Source organism: Rhizobium sp. BK619 (genome assembly GCF_014195245.1).
Taxonomy (GTDB): Bacteria; Pseudomonadota; Alphaproteobacteria; order Rhizobiales; family Rhizobiaceae; genus Rhizobium; species Rhizobium acidisoli.
In genome coordinates this window covers 122,239-139,966 of the sequence record NZ_JACIBH010000013.1, presented here as the reverse complement: position 1 = coordinate 139,966, position 17,728 = coordinate 122,239, and the positions used below count along the sequence as shown (strand labels likewise).

At 62.6% G+C, this 17,728-nt stretch carries 16 protein-coding genes; 7 read left to right on the top strand and 9 right to left on the bottom strand.

What is annotated here, in order from left to right:
* Positions 1-26 precede the first annotated feature (26 nt).
* The 3 genes from FHX14_RS24365 to FHX14_RS24355 all read left to right on the top strand — a co-directional run bounded on the left by FHX14_RS24365 (position 27) and on the right by FHX14_RS24355 (position 3,907).
* On the top strand, positions 27-1,217 hold the full coding sequence (locus FHX14_RS24365) for an MFS transporter (RefSeq protein WP_184379202.1): 1,191 nt from the start codon (positions 27-29) through the stop codon (positions 1,215-1,217).
* 267 nt (positions 1,218-1,484) lie between these two features.
* Positions 1,485-2,087 carry a hypothetical protein gene (locus tag FHX14_RS24360; protein ID WP_184379200.1) on the top strand — a complete coding sequence of 201 codons (603 nt, stop codon included), beginning with the start codon at positions 1,485-1,487 and terminating at the stop codon, positions 2,085-2,087.
* A 113-nt stretch (positions 2,088-2,200) separates the two neighbouring features.
* Entirely contained in the window at positions 2,201-3,907 is a 1,707-nt protein-coding gene (locus tag FHX14_RS24355) for an adenylate/guanylate cyclase domain-containing protein (RefSeq protein ID WP_184379198.1), read from the top strand.
* A 95-nt stretch (positions 3,908-4,002) separates the two neighbouring features.
* Here the strand turns inward: FHX14_RS24355 and FHX14_RS24350 are convergent, their stop codons facing one another.
* The 6 genes from FHX14_RS24350 to FHX14_RS24325 form a co-directional block, all read right to left on the bottom strand.
* Positions 4,003-4,443, bottom strand: a complete 441-nt coding sequence (locus FHX14_RS24350; RefSeq protein ID WP_184379196.1) for a hypothetical protein — start codon at positions 4,441-4,443, stop codon at positions 4,003-4,005.
* Positions 4,444-4,668: 225 nt separating this feature from the next.
* On the bottom strand, positions 4,669-6,801 hold the full coding sequence (locus FHX14_RS24345; RefSeq protein WP_184379194.1) for a beta-galactosidase: 2,133 nt from the start codon (positions 6,799-6,801) through the stop codon (positions 4,669-4,671).
* A 13-nt stretch (positions 6,802-6,814) separates the two neighbouring features.
* A complete protein-coding gene (gene ugpC, locus FHX14_RS24340) occupies positions 6,815-7,960 on the bottom strand; it encodes a sn-glycerol-3-phosphate ABC transporter ATP-binding protein UgpC (RefSeq protein WP_184379192.1) in 1,146 nt (381 codons plus the stop codon).
* Positions 7,961-7,998: 38 nt separating this feature from the next.
* Positions 7,999-8,850 (bottom strand): carbohydrate ABC transporter permease, encoded by an 852-nt coding sequence (locus tag FHX14_RS24335; RefSeq protein WP_184379190.1) that lies wholly within the window; start codon positions 8,848-8,850, stop codon positions 7,999-8,001.
* Positions 8,850-9,734, bottom strand: coding sequence for a sugar ABC transporter permease (locus tag FHX14_RS24330; RefSeq protein ID WP_184379188.1), 885 nt, complete (start codon positions 9,732-9,734; stop codon positions 8,850-8,852). The genes FHX14_RS24335 and FHX14_RS24330 overlap by 1 nt, the downstream gene beginning before the upstream one ends.
* 229 nt (positions 9,735-9,963) lie before the next feature.
* Positions 9,964-11,238, bottom strand: coding sequence for an ABC transporter substrate-binding protein (locus FHX14_RS24325; protein WP_179613215.1), 1,275 nt, complete (start codon positions 11,236-11,238; stop codon positions 9,964-9,966).
* A 194-nt stretch (positions 11,239-11,432) separates the two neighbouring features.
* On the opposite strand from FHX14_RS24325, the gene FHX14_RS24320 reads away from it, so the two are divergent.
* Together FHX14_RS24320 and FHX14_RS24315 are read left to right on the top strand one after the other, a co-directional pair.
* Positions 11,433-12,647, top strand: a complete 1,215-nt coding sequence (locus FHX14_RS24320) for an ROK family transcriptional regulator (protein WP_183697850.1) — start codon at positions 11,433-11,435, stop codon at positions 12,645-12,647.
* Between the two features lie 393 nt (positions 12,648-13,040).
* Positions 13,041-13,427: a cupin domain-containing protein gene (locus FHX14_RS24315; protein ID WP_183697852.1), complete on the top strand. Its 387-nt coding sequence runs from the start codon at positions 13,041-13,043 to the stop codon at positions 13,425-13,427.
* A 76-nt stretch (positions 13,428-13,503) separates the two neighbouring features.
* Here FHX14_RS24315 and FHX14_RS24310 read toward each other — a convergent pair whose 3' ends face one another.
* The gene (locus FHX14_RS24310; protein WP_012558142.1) at positions 13,504-13,950 is read right to left on the bottom strand and encodes a DUF4168 domain-containing protein; all 447 of its coding nucleotides are present in this window, start codon (positions 13,948-13,950) and stop codon (positions 13,504-13,506) included.
* A 299-nt stretch (positions 13,951-14,249) separates the two neighbouring features.
* Here FHX14_RS24310 and FHX14_RS24305 point away from each other — a divergent pair, with 299 nt between their 5' ends.
* Entirely contained in the window at positions 14,250-14,585 is a 336-nt protein-coding gene (locus FHX14_RS24305; protein ID WP_012558143.1) for an antibiotic biosynthesis monooxygenase, read from the top strand.
* A 53-nt stretch (positions 14,586-14,638) separates the two neighbouring features.
* Here the strand turns inward: FHX14_RS24305 and FHX14_RS24300 are convergent, their stop codons facing one another.
* Complete coding sequence (locus FHX14_RS24300; protein WP_184379186.1) at positions 14,639-15,502, bottom strand: DMT family transporter; 864 nt, start codon at positions 15,500-15,502, stop codon at positions 14,639-14,641.
* A 92-nt stretch (positions 15,503-15,594) separates the two neighbouring features.
* On the opposite strand from FHX14_RS24300, the gene FHX14_RS24295 reads away from it, so the two are divergent.
* The gene (locus FHX14_RS24295) at positions 15,595-17,007 is read left to right on the top strand and encodes a PLP-dependent aminotransferase family protein (RefSeq protein ID WP_184379184.1); all 1,413 of its coding nucleotides are present in this window, start codon (positions 15,595-15,597) and stop codon (positions 17,005-17,007) included.
* A 315-nt stretch (positions 17,008-17,322) separates the two neighbouring features.
* On the opposite strand, the gene FHX14_RS24290 is transcribed toward FHX14_RS24295, so the two are convergent.
* Positions 17,323-17,724 carry a response regulator gene (locus FHX14_RS24290; protein WP_184379182.1) on the bottom strand — a complete coding sequence of 134 codons (402 nt, stop codon included), beginning with the start codon at positions 17,722-17,724 and terminating at the stop codon, positions 17,323-17,325.
* Between the last annotated feature and the right edge of the window lie 4 nt (positions 17,725-17,728).

Genomic DNA, 17,728 nt, shown 5'->3' with positions numbered 1-17,728 from the left:
AACACCCGCTTTGAAGGGACAGCCCGATGGACATCAACTACGACATGAGAATTGAAGCCAAGACGACGCCGTGGAGTGCGGTCATCTGCATGATGCTGACCTCCTTCGTGCTCGTCGCGTCGGAATTCATGCCGGTGAGCCTGCTGACCCCGATCGCCGACGAACTGGCGAGCACCGCAGGCCAGGCGGGTCAGGCGATCTCGATCTCGGGCTTCTTCGCCGTCATCACCGCCTTGTTCAGCAATGTGCTGTTTGCGCGCTTCGACCGGCGCCTGGTGATCCTTTGCTACACCGTCGTGCTCGTGGTGTCGGGTCTGGCGGTCACCTTTGCCCCCAATTACCTCATCTTCATGGTCGGCCGCGCCCTCATCGGCGTGTCGATCGGCGGCTATTGGTCCTTGGCGACGGCGATCATCGCACGCATCGCTTCCGGTCCCGACGTGCCCAAGGCCCTTGCCATGCTTCAAGGCGGCAGTGCGCTCGCCGCAGTGATCGCCGCACCGCTTGGCAGTTTCCTCGGCAGCCTTGTCGGATGGCGCGGCGCCTTCTTCATCGTCGTGCCGATCGGCATTGTCGCCTTCATCTGGCAGGCCATCGCCCTGCCCCGGATGCCGGGCGGCCAAAGCGGATCGCTCGGCAGGACCTTCAGCCTGATGGGCAACCGCACCTTCGCCCTCGGCATGACGGCGATGATCCTGTTTTTCATGGGGCAGTTCGCGCTCTCGACCTATCTGAGGCCGTTTCTCGAAGACATCACCCATCTCGGGGTGAACGCGCTCTCGCTGGTGCTGCTCGGGATCGGCCTTGCCGGCCTCGCCGGAACCTCGCTGATCCCCTCCATGCTGCGCGCGCATATGGCCCATGTACTGATCGGGTTTCCGGCGGTGCTGGTGACCGTGGCACTGGCACTCGTCGGCCTTGGCCCCGTGGCCTTCGCAACGGCCGGCCTGCTGCTTTTCTGGGGCTTGCTGACGACGCCGGTGCCGGCGGCATGGACAACCTGGATGACGCGGACGGTCCCGCACCATCTGGAGGAAGCCGGCGCCTGGTTTGTCGCGCTTATTCAGTTTGCGATCACTTCAGGGGCATTCGCCGGCGGCCTGCTGTTCGATCATGTCGGCTGGTGGAGCCCGTTCGTGTTGAGTGCGGTGACGATGCTGGGTTCGGCGGTGACTGCGGTTGGCGTGACGCGGGCATATAAGCGAGCCTCATCCTGAGGTGCCCCGCAGGGGCCTCGAAGGACGAGGCGGGCGCTCGACGTCAGATGGGTGCAAGGAGCCGCGTTGCGGCGTGCTTCGAGGCTCCGCCCTCTCGGGCTGCGCACCTCAGCATGAGGGGCATTGGAGGATGCCGCGCGGTAATCGCGGGCGCAGGAGGATGCGCACAGCCTAAGCGAGAGCTTGCGCGATCCGCCTGGGCTCGACTAGATCTCCCCAATTTCACCCAAGCACTGTGGTAGCGGACTTGGATGAGGGGAATCTAGGATGTCGATCTTGCTAAGAAATCTGTCGCTACTGGTTGGAATAACATTGGCGGTACCAGCCTTTGGCAATTGCTTAACCGCCAATGAGACCAAACAGGGCGTGCTGCTGACCAGAGAGGCGCCTTTCTATTCCGTATTCTACAAGCCGGACGGCCCGGCTCTCACCGAACAACGGCTGATGGAGCGCGACGGTTCGTTGCAGCCGGTCTCGGCTGTATATTTGCACCCCTTGCTCGTCGAAAAGAGAGTGAGTGCCAGCGGAACGCATGAGCTGAAATACGCGAATGCGATTGCGTTGGACGATCTACTGCAGAAGAAGAACTGGCAATCCGACACCACGCTTTTCATCAATGGCAAGAAATCCGTTTCGGGCACGACTTTCATGAGGTTCGACGGCTTGGGAGAGGAAACGATTGCATCTTGTTCCTACAAAGTCTGGGCCATCAACAGCCGTCTGGAACTGACGGAATTGCCTCCGATTATTTTCGAACAATATTATTCCCCCGAGCTTCATCTCGTTCTTCGTTCGGTAAGGCTGAGCGCCTCCAACCAGCCGTTGAGCGAGGTTCGATTTGATCGGTTCCAAATTGGCTGGGGCAACTAGGGGACATTGTCCACTCGGAGGTGGAGATCGCCTGGACATTACCTCTTACGGCTTGTTGACTCACCCGCAGTTGAACAATAACTTGCTAATTTGGTCGTTGGGCTTGTCCTCACATGACGGATCAATTTCTTCAGCGTCGTCTCGCTGCCATCGTCGTTGCCGATGTGGTGGGATTTTCACGCCTGATGGAGGCTGATGAAGTCGCAACGCTTGAGAATCTCAGAGAACTCCGTTCTGGCGTTATCGAGCCGGCTGTGACGCGCCACAACGGTCGCATCTTCAAGGTCGTGGGCGACGGCTTCCTGATCGAATTCGGCAGTGCGGTGGACGCAGTCGAAGCAGCGCTGGAAATGCAGCGGGCCACCACGACTGTCGAGGCTTCCGGAGAACGACGCCTACTTTTACGTGTAGGTGTCAATCTGGGAGATGTCATTGATGATGGTTCAGACGTCCTCGGCGACGGGGTCAATGTCGCGGCGCGCCTGGAGACGCAGGCCGCGCCGGGAGGTATCTGCATTTCAGCCGGCGTTCACGACGAGATCGTCGGCAAGATCGGCGACCGGTTCTTCGACGCAGGCGAACGCTACCTGAAGAACCTGACTCGCCCCGTCCACATGTGGCATTGGCCGGATGCGCTGGAAAGCATATTGCCGCTGCCCGACTGTCCCTCGATCGCTGTATTGCCGTTCACGAACATGAGTGGGAATGAAGCCGACGCGCCTTTCGCCGACGGCCTGACGGAAGACCTGATCACCGACCTTTCCCGCACGGCCGGGCTGTTCGTCATCGCGCGCCATTCCGTCTACGGTTACAAGGGCAAGCCGGTCAACGTAAAGCTGGTCGCCCAGGAACTCGGCGTCCGCTACGTCCTGGAGGGGAGCGCCAGACGCGCAATGGGCCGTGTCCGCATCAACGCCCAACTGGTCGACACGGCTGACGGCGGGCACTTGTGGGCCGAGAGGTTCGACCGGACGCTGGAAGATGTTTTCGAATTGCAGGATGAAGTCAACGCCAAGATTGTCGAAGCCCTCGTCGGCCGGCTGACCATCCCGACGCCGCGCAATCGGCCGACGAACTTTGAGGCGTACGACCTGTGTGTGCGCGCCCGCCTCCTGACGGAAGAGTCGCCGCAAACCGAGCGCGAGGCCTATATGCTGCTCCAGCGCGCGGTCAAGCTCGAGCCATCCTATGCCGAGGCGCTCGGTCTGCTCGCCTATAACCGTTGGCTGGCCTGGACTCATTTCGGCGAGCCCGAAGATCCCAACCGTGAGATGGCGACGACATCAGCGCAAAAGGCGGTCGAGCTGGATCCAAACGATGCCGGCTGCCGTTACGTTCTGGGGACCATTCTGGCCTACGAGCGGCGATGGGAGGAATCGGAGGCCGCCTTCGCCAAGGCCCTGGAGCTGGACCCCAACCACGCCGACACCTGGGCCGCCATGTCTGATATCTCAGTGCTGGACGGCAGGGTTGCCGACGGACTGGCGCAGATCGAGAAAGCTCTGCGGCTCAATCCCCGTCCAGCCTGCTGGTATCTTTGTCATCTTGGGCAGGCGCAATACGCCGCACGTGACTATGAGGCGGCAGCCGCTACCCTCCGCAGGGAAGACACGTATCGTACCAACTCACGCAAATTCCTGGCTGCTACGCTTGCGCAGTCGGGCCACCATGAGGAGGCGCGGCGAGAAGCAGAATTGTTCCTGATCGCCCACCCGCATTTCACGATCGGCCATTGGCTCAGCTCCCAGCCGCTGCGCGATGCATCTGTACGAGACCACTTTGTCGACGGCTTCCGAAAGGCCGGCCTGCCGGAGATGTGACAGCGGGTGGGTGGGGTGTGAGCGGCGTGCCGTGCAGCCCCCTCATCCGGCTGGTGGCCCGAAGGGTCGGATGAGGGGGCTGCACGGCACCTACATTACTTTACCGTGATGGCCATACCGCTGATATCGGCGTTGACCTGCAGGCCTACCTGCTTGCCTGAGAGTTCGAGCTCGGCGCCCTTCTCATTGGTCATGACGATCACCTGGGCCCCTTTGCCGACCGCGCCACCACCGCCCGCCGCACCGTAGACCCCGGTCACATCTCGAGCCCGGCGAATATGGCGAACAGTACCATGAAAATTGGTCTTGGAAGCCCCGAAGGCGAGGCCGCCCGAGATGCCGCCGATAGAGATGGGATAATGGCGACCATGGAAGGTCAGCGTGCCCTCGCCTCCAGAACCACCTACAAAGAAGGCAGCCTTGTAGACTGAAAAGCTGATCGTACCGCTGTCGGCATACGCAGAGCCGGCAAAACTCACTCCTGCTGCTGCGATAGCCGCAGCCGCGACTGAACGAAATCTGGACGAAATCTTCATAATGCGAATCTCCTCAAAATCGAGGCTTACCCAGCCAGGAGGGCACGTCGGCGTCAAGCCAAAGTCACAGCTGAAACAGTCCCGCCCGTCCTTGGTTCCAAATAGGTGGCCAGAATCCGGCTGGGAGAAGGCCGCCACCAAACCACAGCTGCTCGAGCAGCGAAGCACGTCCCCGCGCGTCATGAACGCGCGTGGACACCTTTCGTCATCGTTGGCTGCTAACCCTCACCCCTCCAACTCCACAATCGCACACCCATAGCCCCCAAGCTCCAGCCTCCCCGCAACCGTCTTGCCATCATCTAGAAGATCTCGCCCGGCCGGCACGCCGCCGATCGTCGCTGGCTGGTCCGTGTAGTTCTGCACGAAGAGCAGCCGCCGCTCGTCGTTCATCCGCATCGTCACCTCCACACCTTCGGGCAGGCCGCCGACCAGCGGCTCGACGCCGGCCTGGGGGAAGAGGCGTTCGGTCAGCGCTTCGGTCAGCTCAGGCGTGAGATAGGTGCCGAGATAGACCACCTGCCCCTTGCCGACCTTGCGGGCGGTCGCCATCGCCTGCCCCTCGGCATAGCGGTTCGACCAGGCGGCGATCACTTCGACGTCGCTGTCGACGGTGAGGTTTTCATAGAAGTGGCCGGCGGTGATTTCGCGGTTGCCGAGTTTGAAGCGGCGCTGGCGGCGCTGGGATTCGGCCGGTTTGTTCGGCGGGATGACGAGACCGCCCGAGCGCTCCATCACGTCGAAGAGGCCGTTGGCACCGGGGGCGGTGAGACGGCCGAAATCTTCGACGCGCACGCCCGTCAGCTTCGACAGCGCGGTGCCCGGCGCGGTCTCGCGGATGACGTGGTTGTCTTCGTCTCGCGTGCCGGTGCGCGCGCCGATGACGACGGTGCCACCGGATGCCGCGAAGGCTTTGAGCTTTTCCGTCCATTCGTCCTTCCACATCACCCAGTGGGGGACGTAGAAGAGCTTCAGCCTGGAAAGATCGTCCTCGGGATGGATGAAGCCGCAGGCAATGCCGCGATCATAGCAATATTGGTGCAGCAGGATCGCATCGTCCTGCGGGCTCGGCAGGCCGATCGGATAGGTCTTGTGGGCTTCCTGATTGTCGAAATCGGAGCCGGCGATGCCGACATCCATGCGCACATAGGTGCCGAGGATTTTCGGCTGCAGCGCGATCATCTCGGTCGCGAAGCGCTTGGCCTCCTCATAGCGGTGGCGGCCGATATCGTCATGGTCGATGATGCCCATCCAATAGATCTCGGCGCCGAAATGGGCCGGCCGCCAGCGGAAGAACATCAAGCCGTCAGCACCATGAGCAACGGAGGAGAGCGCCATGCGGCGCAGTTCGCCAGGCTCCGGCGTCAGCGTGCAGAAGCCCGGCTGGCTGCCGAAACCCGATTGCTGCTCGGGCACGATGTAATTGCCGGAAAAGCCGCGGCAGATATCGAGGTGCAATGCCTGCACCTTGGCGTGGTTTCCGAGCCGCTGGAACTCGTCATAGAGCATCGGATAGATATCATAGCCGACGAAATCGAGGTCCTTGCTGAACTGGCCGCGGAAATCGATATCCCGGAGGCCGCCGAGATTGTGGAAGACGAACCAGGCGGGTTTGACCGCTCTGAGGATTTCGACCTGATCGTGCTGGAAGCGCGCGGTGGAGAAAGCGAGGAAGCGGTGATAATCCTGCAGATGGCCGGGGCTCGGGAAGGTCGGCCCGAACTCGATCGGCAGTACCACCTGATCGAAGGTGTCATAGGCCGTCGCCCAGAAGTCGCCGCCCCAGGCCCGGTTGAGCTTGGCGATCTCGCCGTATTTATCGGCGAGGAAGGCTTGGAATTCGCTGAGCGTCGCTTGGGAAAAGCTCTCCGGCATGCTGGTGTTGAGCTCATTGTCGGTCTGCCATCCCACGACATAAGGGTTGTCGCGATAGTGCTCGGCCATCGCCTTGGTGATGCGCTTGCTGTGTTCGCGGAACACAGGGCTTGCCGTATCGCAGTGCTGGCGCGAGCCGTGGCTCATCGGCCGGCCCTTGCCGTCGACCCTTAAGATTTCAGGGTGTGCTGCGGTCAGCCAGCGCGGCGGAGTGGCCGTCGGCGTGCACATGATCGTATCGATGCCGTAGCGCCCGAGGATCGCGATGGCGCGGTCGAACAGATCGAAATCGTAAGTGCCGGGCTTCGGCTCGAGAATGTGCCAGGCGAATTCGGCCATGCGTACCACGTTGAAGCCGGCTTTGGCCATGCGCTCGGCGTCGCGCTCCCAATAGCTTTCATCGACATGCTCGGGATAGTGCGGGGCGCCGACCAGGAAGCGGTCGGTCTTGACGGGGTTCCATACGGAGAGGGTCTTGTCGGACACGGGTGATCTTTCTTTATCTGTCGAGAATGGTCTTGCGGGCGCTGATCGTGCGGCCGCCTTCGGATGAAAAGAGATAGAGCTCGCTGGCATCGAGCTTCAGCGCCACCTTCTGCTCGGCGGCAAACGGCGCGACGTAGCTGAGCTGCACGGTGATGTTGCCGGTGCCGCTCTCCGAGGCGATGGTGCGCATATTGCCGGCATCGACATAGAGGATGGTTTCGCGGCCGAGATGCTCGACCAGCCGCACCTCGCCTTCGATCGCCCCGCCCTGGCTGGCATCGGCGACGATCGATATCGTCTCCGGACGAATGCCGAGCGTCAGGCCGGCGCCTTTTCCAAGCGTTGTCGGCTGCGCCAGCTCCACCGTCACCGGCACGAGGCCGGGCGCCGAAACGGTGATATTGCGGCCCGACACGTCGTCGACGGTGACGCCGAGGAAATTCATGCGCGGCGCGCCGAGGAAGCCGGCGACGAAGAGATTGTCGGGGTTGCGGTAAAGCTCCAGCGGCGAGCCGACCTGCTCGATGATCCCCTGATTGAGCACGACGATGCGGCTTGCCATGGTCATGGCCTCCACCTGGTCGTGGGTGACGTAGACCATGGTGGCGCCGAGTTCGGCATGCAGGCTGCTCAATTCGACGCGCATCTGGGTGCGGAGCGCCGCATCGAGGTTCGACAGCGGCTCGTCGAACAGGAAGACCTCGGGCGAGCGGGTGATCGCCCGGCCGATCGCCACGCGCTGCCGCTGACCGCCGGACAGTTGCTTCGGGCGCTTGTCGAGCTGGTCGGTGATCCTCAAGATCTTGGCGGCGCGTGCGACGGCCGTCTCGATCTCGGCCTTCGGGCGCTTGGCCATGCGCAGGCCGAAGCCCATATTCTCCGCCACCGTCATATGCGGATAGAGCGCGTAGGACTGGAAGACCATGGCGATGCCGCGATCACCCGGCTCCTGCTTGCTGACGTCGCGGCCATTGATCAGGATCTGGCCGGAGGAAATTTCCTCCAGGCCGGCGATCGACTTCAAAAGCGTGGACTTGCCGCAGCCCGACGGCCCGACCATGACGATGAACTCGCCTTGCGCCACGGAAAGATCGATGCCGCGCAGCGCATGATAGGCGCCGTAATTCTTGTTGATCTCACGGAGTTCGAGACTGGTCATGTCCTGGCCCTCTCTTGTTGAAATGGAAAACGCGGCACTCATCCCTTCACCGCCCCCATGGTCAGGCCGGCGATGAAGTGGCGCTGCATCAGGAAGAACATCACGACGGGCGGCACGGCGACGATGATGGTGCCGGCGGATATCAGGTTCCAGGCCGAGACCCATTCGCCGCGCAGATTGGCAAGGCCGGCGGTGACCGGCTTGACGCTGTCGCTGACGGTCAGCACCACGGCCCAGAAATAGTCGTTCCAGATGAAGGTGAAGATCAGGATGGCAAGGGCTGCCAGCGCCGGCCGCACCAGCGGGATCGCCACATGAATGAGCGTCTGGAAGGGTGATGCCCCTTCGGCGCGGGCCGCCTGGAACAGCTCGTCCGGCAGGGCTGCGATGAAATTGCGCATGAACAGCGTCGCGAACCCGGTCTGGAAGGCGACATGGAAGATGATCAGCGCCGCCGTCGTGTCGATCAGGTCGAGACGGACCATCAGGTCGCGCACCGGGATCATCATGATCTGATGCGGCAGGAAATTGCCGCCGACGAACAGCGCGAAGATCAGCATATTGCCGGGAAAGCGATAGCGCGACAGCACGTAGCCGGCGAGCGTCGAGAGCGCCAGCACGCCGATCACCGAGGGAATGGTGATGATCAGGCTGTTGAGGAAGTAACGCGCCATCGGCGTCTGGGTGAAAACAGCGGTGTAATTGTCGATGACGCCGATGCCGGTCGGCCATCCCCACAGATTGCCGCCCATCACATCCTCGGTCGAGCGGAACGAGGTGAGGATGATCGCAAACAGCGGGCAGAGCCAGAGCAGCATCACGATGACGACGGCAAGCACATAGAGGCGGCGCTGCCAGACGGCGGCCTCCGGAATAGGACGAGGATACATCAGCCTCCCCTCTCTTCGCTGCGGATGATGTGACTGAGATACCAGGCGATGAAGACGGCCATGATCACGAACAGCACCGAGGCGATCGCCGCGCCGTAGCCGAAGCGGTAGGAGAAGATCGACTGCTCGTACATCTGGTAGGCGAGCACCGAGGAGGAGCCGAACGGCCCGCCTGAGGTCATCACCGACACCATGTCGAAGGAGCGGAGCGCCCCGACGACGGTGACGGCAATGGCGATGAAGGTCACCTGGGTCAGCTGCGGCAGCACGATGTGCCACAGCATGTTCCAGCCCCTCGCCCCGTCGACGCGCCCCGCACCGATCAGCTCTTCGCTCAAATTGTTGAGGCCGGCGAGATAAAGCACCATGCAGAAGGTGATCTGCGGCCACAGCGCTGCGATGACGATGGCGAAGGTGACGAAATGCTCGTCGGACAGAACCGCCGGCGCCACAGCTCCGAAGGCTCGGAAGATCAGCGCGAGCAGGCCGAACTCCGGCGTATAGACCCAGGCGAAGACGACGCCGACCGTCACCGACGCCAGCACCAGCGGAATGAAGAACAGCGACTTCAGGAAGCGCATTCCGCGGATTTTCTGGTTGACCAGCAGCGCGATGGCAAGCCCGATCGGCGGGGCGACCATGAACATGACGAGCCAGATCAGATTGTTCTTCAGCGACACGTAGAATTGCGGATCGTTGTAGAGTTCGACGTAATTGCCGAAGCCGATCCACACCATCGGGCCGAAGCCATCCCAGTCGTGCAGACTGATCCAGACGCTGCGGACGGCCGACAGCAGGATGACGGTCGAAAACAGCACGATCGCCGGCGCGATGAGCAAAGTCGGGGTAAGCCACCAACGCTGGCGGCGCCATAATGTCTGCATCTTGAGAACCTTGTTTACGACAAGAGCAAGTGGCGAAGCCTGCCCCTCATCCGGCTACCGTCGTGGGGCTGCCCCTCATCCGGCTGCCGCCACCTTCTCCCCGCTCGCGGGGCGAAGTGACCAAGCGGCGACCCCTCCGTCCCTCGCCAACGTCTCGCGGGGCAAGTCCCCTCTCCCCGCGCGCGGGGAGAGGGTTAGGGTGAGGGGCAGCCTTAGATACGTTCCAGGCTCAGATCTTATAGATCCGCTTGCGCGTCCCCTCGAGGCGCGTGAGGATCGCCTTGCGCCGGTCGGGCTTGGCCATGAACTCCTGGAAGCCGACGAGGCCGGCCTGGGCCATGTCGGGATCGCTGTCGCGGTCGTAATATTGCGAGGTGCCCTGCACCGTCTTCATCGTCTCGACAGCGATATTGACCAGCGGATCCTTGCTCTGAGGCAGGTCGTTGCGCGGCGGCACGTTGCCGCCGGGCTCCAGATAGGCGGCCAGGTTCTCCGGTCTGTAGAAATAGGCGAGGAAGTCGCGCGCGCCCTGCTTATTCTTCGCCTTGGCGGGAATGTGGATCGAATTGACCGAGAACTCCTCGAAATGGCCGACCTTGGCGTCCAGCACCGGGAAGGTCGCGTAGCCAAGCTGCGGCAGGTCCTCGGCGGTAAAGGCCGAACGCAGGAAGGCGCCGAGGTTCATCATCCCCGCCTTCTTCTGCGCCAGAAGCGCTGCGGCCTCCTGCCAGCCGAAGGACGTATGGTTCGGGGTGAAGAAGCCCTTGGAAATCATCGCTTCCCACTGGTCGAAGACGGCGGTCAGCGACGGGTCGAGATAGCTCATCTCGCCGTTCATCAGCGCCATGTGCTTGTCGAGCCCGTTGATGCGCAGGTTCATCTGATCGAACCAGCCGGCCGCCGGCCACAATTCCTTGGTGCCGATCGCAACCGGGGTGATGCCGGCGGCCTTGCACTTGTCGCCATAGGCCATGAAGTCCTCGGCCGTCTTCGGTACCGTCAGCCCATGCTGGTCGAACACATCCTTGCGGTAGAACATGCCCCAGAGCGTGCCGCCGGTGGGAAGGCCGTATTGCTTGCCGTCTTCGGTGACGGCGCCGGCCGTCGCCCCCAGCACATCCTTGTATTTTTCCTTCTCGAAGAGATCGGAAATATCGTCGAACAGGCCGCGCTTGACGAAGGCGCGCATGCGGTTGCCGGAAAACCAGGAGCAGACATCCGGCGCGCCGGCGACGAGATAATTGCGGATCGCCGTCTTGTGGGCCTCGTGATCCATATTGTTGATGACGACGTTGACGCCGGCTTCCTTGCTGAAGCCCGCGGCGATCGCCTTCAGCGCGTCAAGCGCTTCGCCGTTGTTCTCGGCCGAGATCATCGTGACCTCCTGCGCCTGCGCGATCGCCGGGATCGGGAAGCTGCCGGTGACGGCCGCGGCGGACACCAGGCCCGCGCCCTTCAGGAAGCGTCTGCGGGTGGTTGACGGAAATTGCTTCAAAAATGTCATTGAATTCCTCCCAGTTGATCGATCGACATCTCCCGACCGCCGCCTCCTCCAAGAAACGGTCCGACCAGGCTTCAACATTGCGATCCACCCGCAATTCCAGCGATAATCCGCTTGGCTGAGTTGATCGGCGGCCGAACTTATGCATAGATCTTTTCGGCCCGCAATAATTAATTTACAAAATTAAGGAATGCATCGTGAAGTTAAAAGGCGACCAGACCACGGCGAGAGCCATGAACCGACGCCTCATTCTCAACCTTCTCCGGCGCGAGGGGCCGAGGAGCCGCGCCGATATCGCCGCCGTCATCGGCTTGAGCCCGGCCGCCGTCACCTTCGTCGTCACCGACCTCTTGGAGGAAGGCATCGTCATCGAAGGCAAGACCGTGCCCGGCCTCACCGGCCGCCGGCCGATCCCGGTCGATATCAACTACGAACACGCGCTTGCCGTCGGCTTCAAGCTGATGGTGGATTCGGTCGAGTGCGTGGCGACCGACCTCGCCACCAACCCGGTCGCCGCCATGCGGGTCAGCCTTGCCGGCCACGATCCGGATCAGGTCGCCGACCTGCTGGCGGCGACCGTCCCGGAACTGGTGAAGCTCGCCGGCCGGCCCGACGCCAGGCTTGCCGGCATCGGCATCTCCATGCCCGGCGTCATCAATCACGAGCAGACCGCCTGCGTGCGCAGCTACCGCTTCGGCTGGAACAATGTCCCGCTGGCCGCGCTGGTCGCTGCCCGCGTCCACGTGCCGGTCTGGCTGGAGGACGACACCAACGCCTATGCGATCGCCCAGCAGCTCTTCGGGCTTGGCCGCCAGCACCGCAACATGGCGGTGCTGGCCGTCGGCGTCGGCATCAGCTGCGCGCTCGTCATCGACGGCAAGCTCTACCGGGGCGCCAATGGCGCGGCCGGCAAGTTCGGCCACACGCTGTTCGAAGAAGGCGGCCGGCTCTGCGAATGCGGCAAACGCGGCTGCCTGATGGCCTATCACTCGGAAATGTCGATGCTGCGGCGCTGGCGGGAGACAACCGGCCGCGGCGAGGAACTGGGCTTGCCCCAACTCTGCGAGGCGCTCGCATCCGGCGACGCCACCGCCCTCGCCCTCGTCGGAGAGTCCGGCCGCGGCATCGGCACCGCCCTTGCCAATCTCGTCAACATCACCGACCCCGAAGTCATCGTCGCCGGCGGCGAAGCCGTCTCCCTCGGCGATCCCTTCCTGACGCCGCTGCGCGAAGCCCTCGCCGCCCGAACCTTCCGCACCGCCCCGCCGCTCTTGCCCGACTGGGAGGACAATTCCTGGGCCCGGGGCGCCGCCGCTCTGGTGACCCAGAAGATCTTCGACTTCGAATCGTCGGGCGGGGTGACGGATATTGCGACGCTGGGGAATGTCAGAGGCTCGACGTCGGCGGCTTGAGACGCGGGAGATAGGCCGGATTTGCCGGATAAGTCATTCCGTGCAAGCCCCCCTCTGCCCTGCCGGGCATCTCCCCCACAGGTGGGGAGATCGGCTGGGCGTAAGGTCTTCGTAAAACAACAAACCTCACGAATGCCGAAACGGTAGACGGGCGGGAAGGTTTAGCCACTTGCCGATCTTCCCACCTGTGGGGGAGATGGCCGGCAGGCCAGAGGGGGGCCTGCACGGCACGACGAAGGATAAAATCCTCTCACAAACCCTGAGCAGCCACCGCGGCCTAGATACACTCGCTTACAAAAAGGCAGGTTTCCCGACACATCCCAGGTTCAATCATCGGCTGAAATACCCTTGCGGCCGATGAGCCGGAAAGGTCAATTCAGGAAGGATGACACGATGAAAATGATCCAGGCTATGGCCCTCGCCCTTGTTCTCGGCGCTGCCACGATAGCGCATGCGGACCAGCCGCTGCAGCGCACCGATCTCGTCCGGAGCGACATCGACGTGCCCGGCCATGAGGCCGTTCAGGTACGCGTCGATTTCGCCCCCGGCGTTCTCGCCCCCAATCATTCACATCCCGGCGAAGAGATCGCCTTCGTTCTCGATGGCACGCTGGAATACCGGCTCGAAGGCAGGGAGCCGGTGACCCTCAAGGCCGGCCAGTCCCTGTTCATTCCCTCCGGCGTGGTGCATTCGGCCAAGAACGTCGGCACCGGCAAGGCGTCGGAGCTGGCGACCTATATCGTGCACAAGGGCGAGCCACTGGTCGTGCCTGCCAAGTAAGGCTGCGTCAGGATTGGGGCGAGCGCGGGAAGCGCTCGCCGCCCGGACTTTAGCCCGCCCCTTGGTTTGAGTGAGGCTATTGCTGCGGCTGCGCCGGCGGCGGGGTGCCGATCTTTTCCAGCACCTTCTTGGCCAGCGCCGGGTCGCTCTGGGCGGCCGTCAGGATCGAGGAATATTCCTCGACGGAGATATCTTTGGAGGCTTCGACGGTATCGACCATCTGCTTCTTGGCTTCGGCCTGCAGCTTTTGCTTGCCGGCCTCGTCCTTCGTCGCGCCGATCTTGGCCGAATATTCCTGCCTGACCTTGTCGACCTGCAGATAGGCAACGGCAAAGGCCTCGAGTTTCTGATCGCTGACGGCGGGTGCCGCCGTGCCGCCGCTCTGGCCCTGCATCGGCGCCTGGCCCTGTGCCGGCGGCTGGGCTTGCGTCTGGGCCGTCTCCGCGGCGGATGCCGGGCTGAAAGCAAGCAGGCTGAAGACAGCCGCGGTCATCATTGCCAGGGATGTGTAACGAGTGATCATATTCGTTCCTTTTCACGTGCATGATTTGATTGGCAGCAAGCCGCCTCGGTCGATCGCCGGCCGCTGAATGGCCGGCGAGGTCGCGAACATGGAGCCCCTAAGAGGGCACGGTGCGGCGGTAACGGGGCGATTTGCTGACGATTGAGCGGCGGCTTTGTGACGCGGGCTGGCCCCGCCGCGCCGATGCCGATGGCGTACGTATCGCCTGAGGGTGGCATTCTCGCCGCAGTAAGAGGCGGAGTTGTGCAGGCTCTACGGCAATCGTATGGTTCTGCACAACGCCAAAAGGAGGAGCCGAAATGCCCATCGCCGCTTTACCTGAGCCGCCCTATTACATGGTCAGTTTTTCCTCTCAGCGAACCAAGGTCGACGATGGTTACGGCGAGATGGGATATGCGATGACGGAACTTGCAAAATTGCAGCCCGGATATCTCGGCTTCGAAAGCGTCCGTGGCGCAGACGGTTTTGGCATACTCATCTCCTATTGGAAGGATGAGGACAGCATTCGGGCCTGGAAATCAGTGGTCGACCATATCGAGGCGCAAAATCGTGGACGGTCAGATTGGTACAGCCGCTATGAGATTCGCGTTGGGGTCGTCGAACGAGCCTATGGCTTCAACCTTGAAGAGGCGTGAGGAGGCTTGGTGAAGAAATGCGGCGACGGACCCGTCCGTCAATGGATCCTTTCCTACCGAGCAAACCTCTTTGCGCCGGCGACGCACAGAATAACGGCAACCGTCACAGCCAGCATGCTCCACGTCACAGACTCATGCAGCAGCGTGGCGGCGAGCGCCAGGCCGAAAAACGGCTGGAGCAGCTGCAGCTGGCCGACGGCGGCGATGCCGCCCTGCGACAGGCCGCGATACCAGAAGATGAAGCCGATCAGCATGGAGAACAGCGAGACATAGGCAAGGCCGATCAGCGCCGGCGTTTCTATCGCCGCGAAACTCGCCGGCCGGTAAAGAAACGCCACGGCGGCCATCACCGGCAGCGACAGAACCAGCGCCCAGGAGATCACCTGCCAGCCGCCAAGGGTGCGCGAAAGCCGGCCGCCTTCGGCATAACCGAGGCCGCAGACGAGGATTGCCGCCAGCATCAGAAGGTCACCGACCGGTGATGCCGTCAGGCCCTGCATCACCGCGAAGCCCGCCACCAGCGCGCTGCCGAGAACGGAGAACAGCCAGAAGGCCGGCTTCGGCCGCTCGCCGCCGCGGATCACGCCGAAGATCGCCGTCGAGAGCGGCAGCAGGCCGATGAAGACGATGGAATGGGCCGATGTGACGTGCTGCAGCGCCAGCGCCGTCAGCAGGGGGAAACCGACCACGACACCGAGCGCGACGACGGCCAGCGAGAGAATGTCGCGCCCGCTCGGCCGCTTCTCCCGGAAAGCGATCAGCAGGCCGAGCGCGAGAATGCCGGCGATCGCCGCGCGCGCCACGGTGAGGAAAACCGGATCGAACTGCATCACGGCCACACGGGTCGCCGGCAGCGATCCGCTGAAGATCACCACCCCGATAAAACCATTGAGCCATCCCGATGCTATGCGGTCCATGATGCGTCGCACTCCTTCTTTGCTGTTTGCCGTTATCGGCCATGATGGATGGTCACGACAGTGACAGTCTGATACGATTTCGCGAAACTGTTATGGTGCAGAAAGCAGTACGGATGAACGAAGGACGCACACGGGTGGAGATGGTCGTCTCAACGATCAGGCAGCGCATTGCCGGCCGCAGCCTGACGCCCGGCGCAAGATTGCCTTCCGTCCGAGGTCTGGCCGCGACATTGAAGCTGTCAACTTCGACTGTGGTGGATGCCTATGAGCGTCTCGTCGCCGAAGGGGCGATCCTCGCAAGGCCGGGCTCGGGATTTTACGTCGCCAACCAGGCCGCCCCCTTTGCGCTCGCCGAGGCCGGGCCGAAGCTCGACCGCGCCGTCGATCCCTTCTGGATATCCCGGCAATCGCTGGAGGCTGATGAAACCGATCTGAAGCCCGGCTGCGGCTGGCTGCCGCCTTCCTGGCTGCCAGGGGAAGGCATACGCCGCGGGTTGAGAACCCTTGCCCGCGCCGATGGGCCGGCGCTTGCCGAGTACGGCTCGCCGCTCGGCCTGCCGCCATTGCGCCAGCTGATTTCGCGGCGCATGGGCGAACGCGGCATCGAAGCCTCTCCCGATCAGATCATGCTCGCCGATTCCGGCACGCAGGCGATCGATCTGCTCTGCCGCTTCCTGCTGGAACCCAGCGACACGGTGCTGGTCGACGACCCCTGCTATTTCAATTTCCATGCGCTGCTGCGCGCCCACCGCGCAAAGATCGTCGGCGTCCCCTATACGCCCTCCGGTCCCGATATCGAGCTGTTTGCCCAAGTCGTCGCCGAACATCGGCCGCGGCTCTACATCACCAACTCCGCCATCCACAATCCGACTGGTGCAACGCTTTCCCCGGTGACGGCCCATCGGCTTCTGAAACTCGCCGATCAGTTCGACCTCACCATCATCGAGGACGATATCTTCGCCGATTTCGAATATACGCCGGCGCCGCGCCTCGCCGCTTTCGACGGCCTCGATCGGGTCATCCACATCGGCAGCTTTTCGAAGACCCTGTCGGCCTCGGCCCGCTGCGGCTTCGTCGCTGCCAAACCGGAATGGATCGATGGCCTGACCGACCTCAAGATCGCCACCTCCTTCGGCGGCGGCCGGTTGACGGCGGAACTGGTGCTGAACGTCTTGAGCGACGGCAGCTATCGGAAACACACGGAAATGCTGAGACAACGGCTCTCCCGGGCGATGAGCGAGGTCTCGGCCAAGCTGAAGGGCCTGGGGATAACGCCCTGGCTGGAGCCTCAGGCCGGTATGTTCCTCTGGTGCCGCCTGCCGAACGGTATCGATGCGGCTGATGTGGCCCGCGCCGCGCTGGAAAGGAAGATCGTGCTGGCCCCCGGCAACGCTTTCAGCTTGTCACAATCGGCAACGAATTTCATGCGGTTCAATGTGTCGCAGATGTTGGATGCAAGAGTGTTCGAGGTGCTGGGGGATGTGTTGGGGAGGCAGGGGACGTGAGAGACCGAGCCAGTTGCGGCGAGCCTTATTGCGGGCGCGGCATCCTCCAACCTCCCTCATCCTGAGGTGCCCCGTAGGGGCCTCGAAGGACATGCTCAACGCCGCTTCTTGCATGTATCGAAGCAGGAACACCCGCCTCGTCCTTCGAGGCCCCTACGGGGCACCTCAGGATGAGGCTCTCTTGAAGGCCGTGCACCAACCTCTCCTCCTCCGTCATTCCTGTGCTTGTCACAGGAATGACGGAGGAGAGGTTAGGCGCTAGTCGATACCGGTCCAGGGCCGCACGGCACACTCTCCATCATCGCTCAAGCCCCTTCAAAACGACCGATTGACCGCCTTGTCATTCTCCAGCCGCGTCACGCAGCCTTCCAGCTTGGCGAGCAGCAGGTCGAAATCGAGCGGCTTGGTCAGATAGTCCGCCGCACCGGCGCGAAGGCCGGCAAGCGTGCTTTCGCGGTCGGTCAGCGCCGTCAGCAGGATGAAGGGGATGTTGGAGAGCTCGGGGTGATTGATCTGAATTTCGGCCAGAAGCTGGTGCCCGTCCATGACCGGCATGGAAATATCGCTGATGACGATGTCGGGCCATTTCGACAGGATCATTTCCAGCCCTTCGGCGCCGTTCGAGGCCTCGAGCGTCCTGTAGCCGGCTTCGGTCAACTCTTCGACGAGGAGGTTCCGGATCTCGACTTCATCTTCTATGCACAGGACTGTAACCATAAGC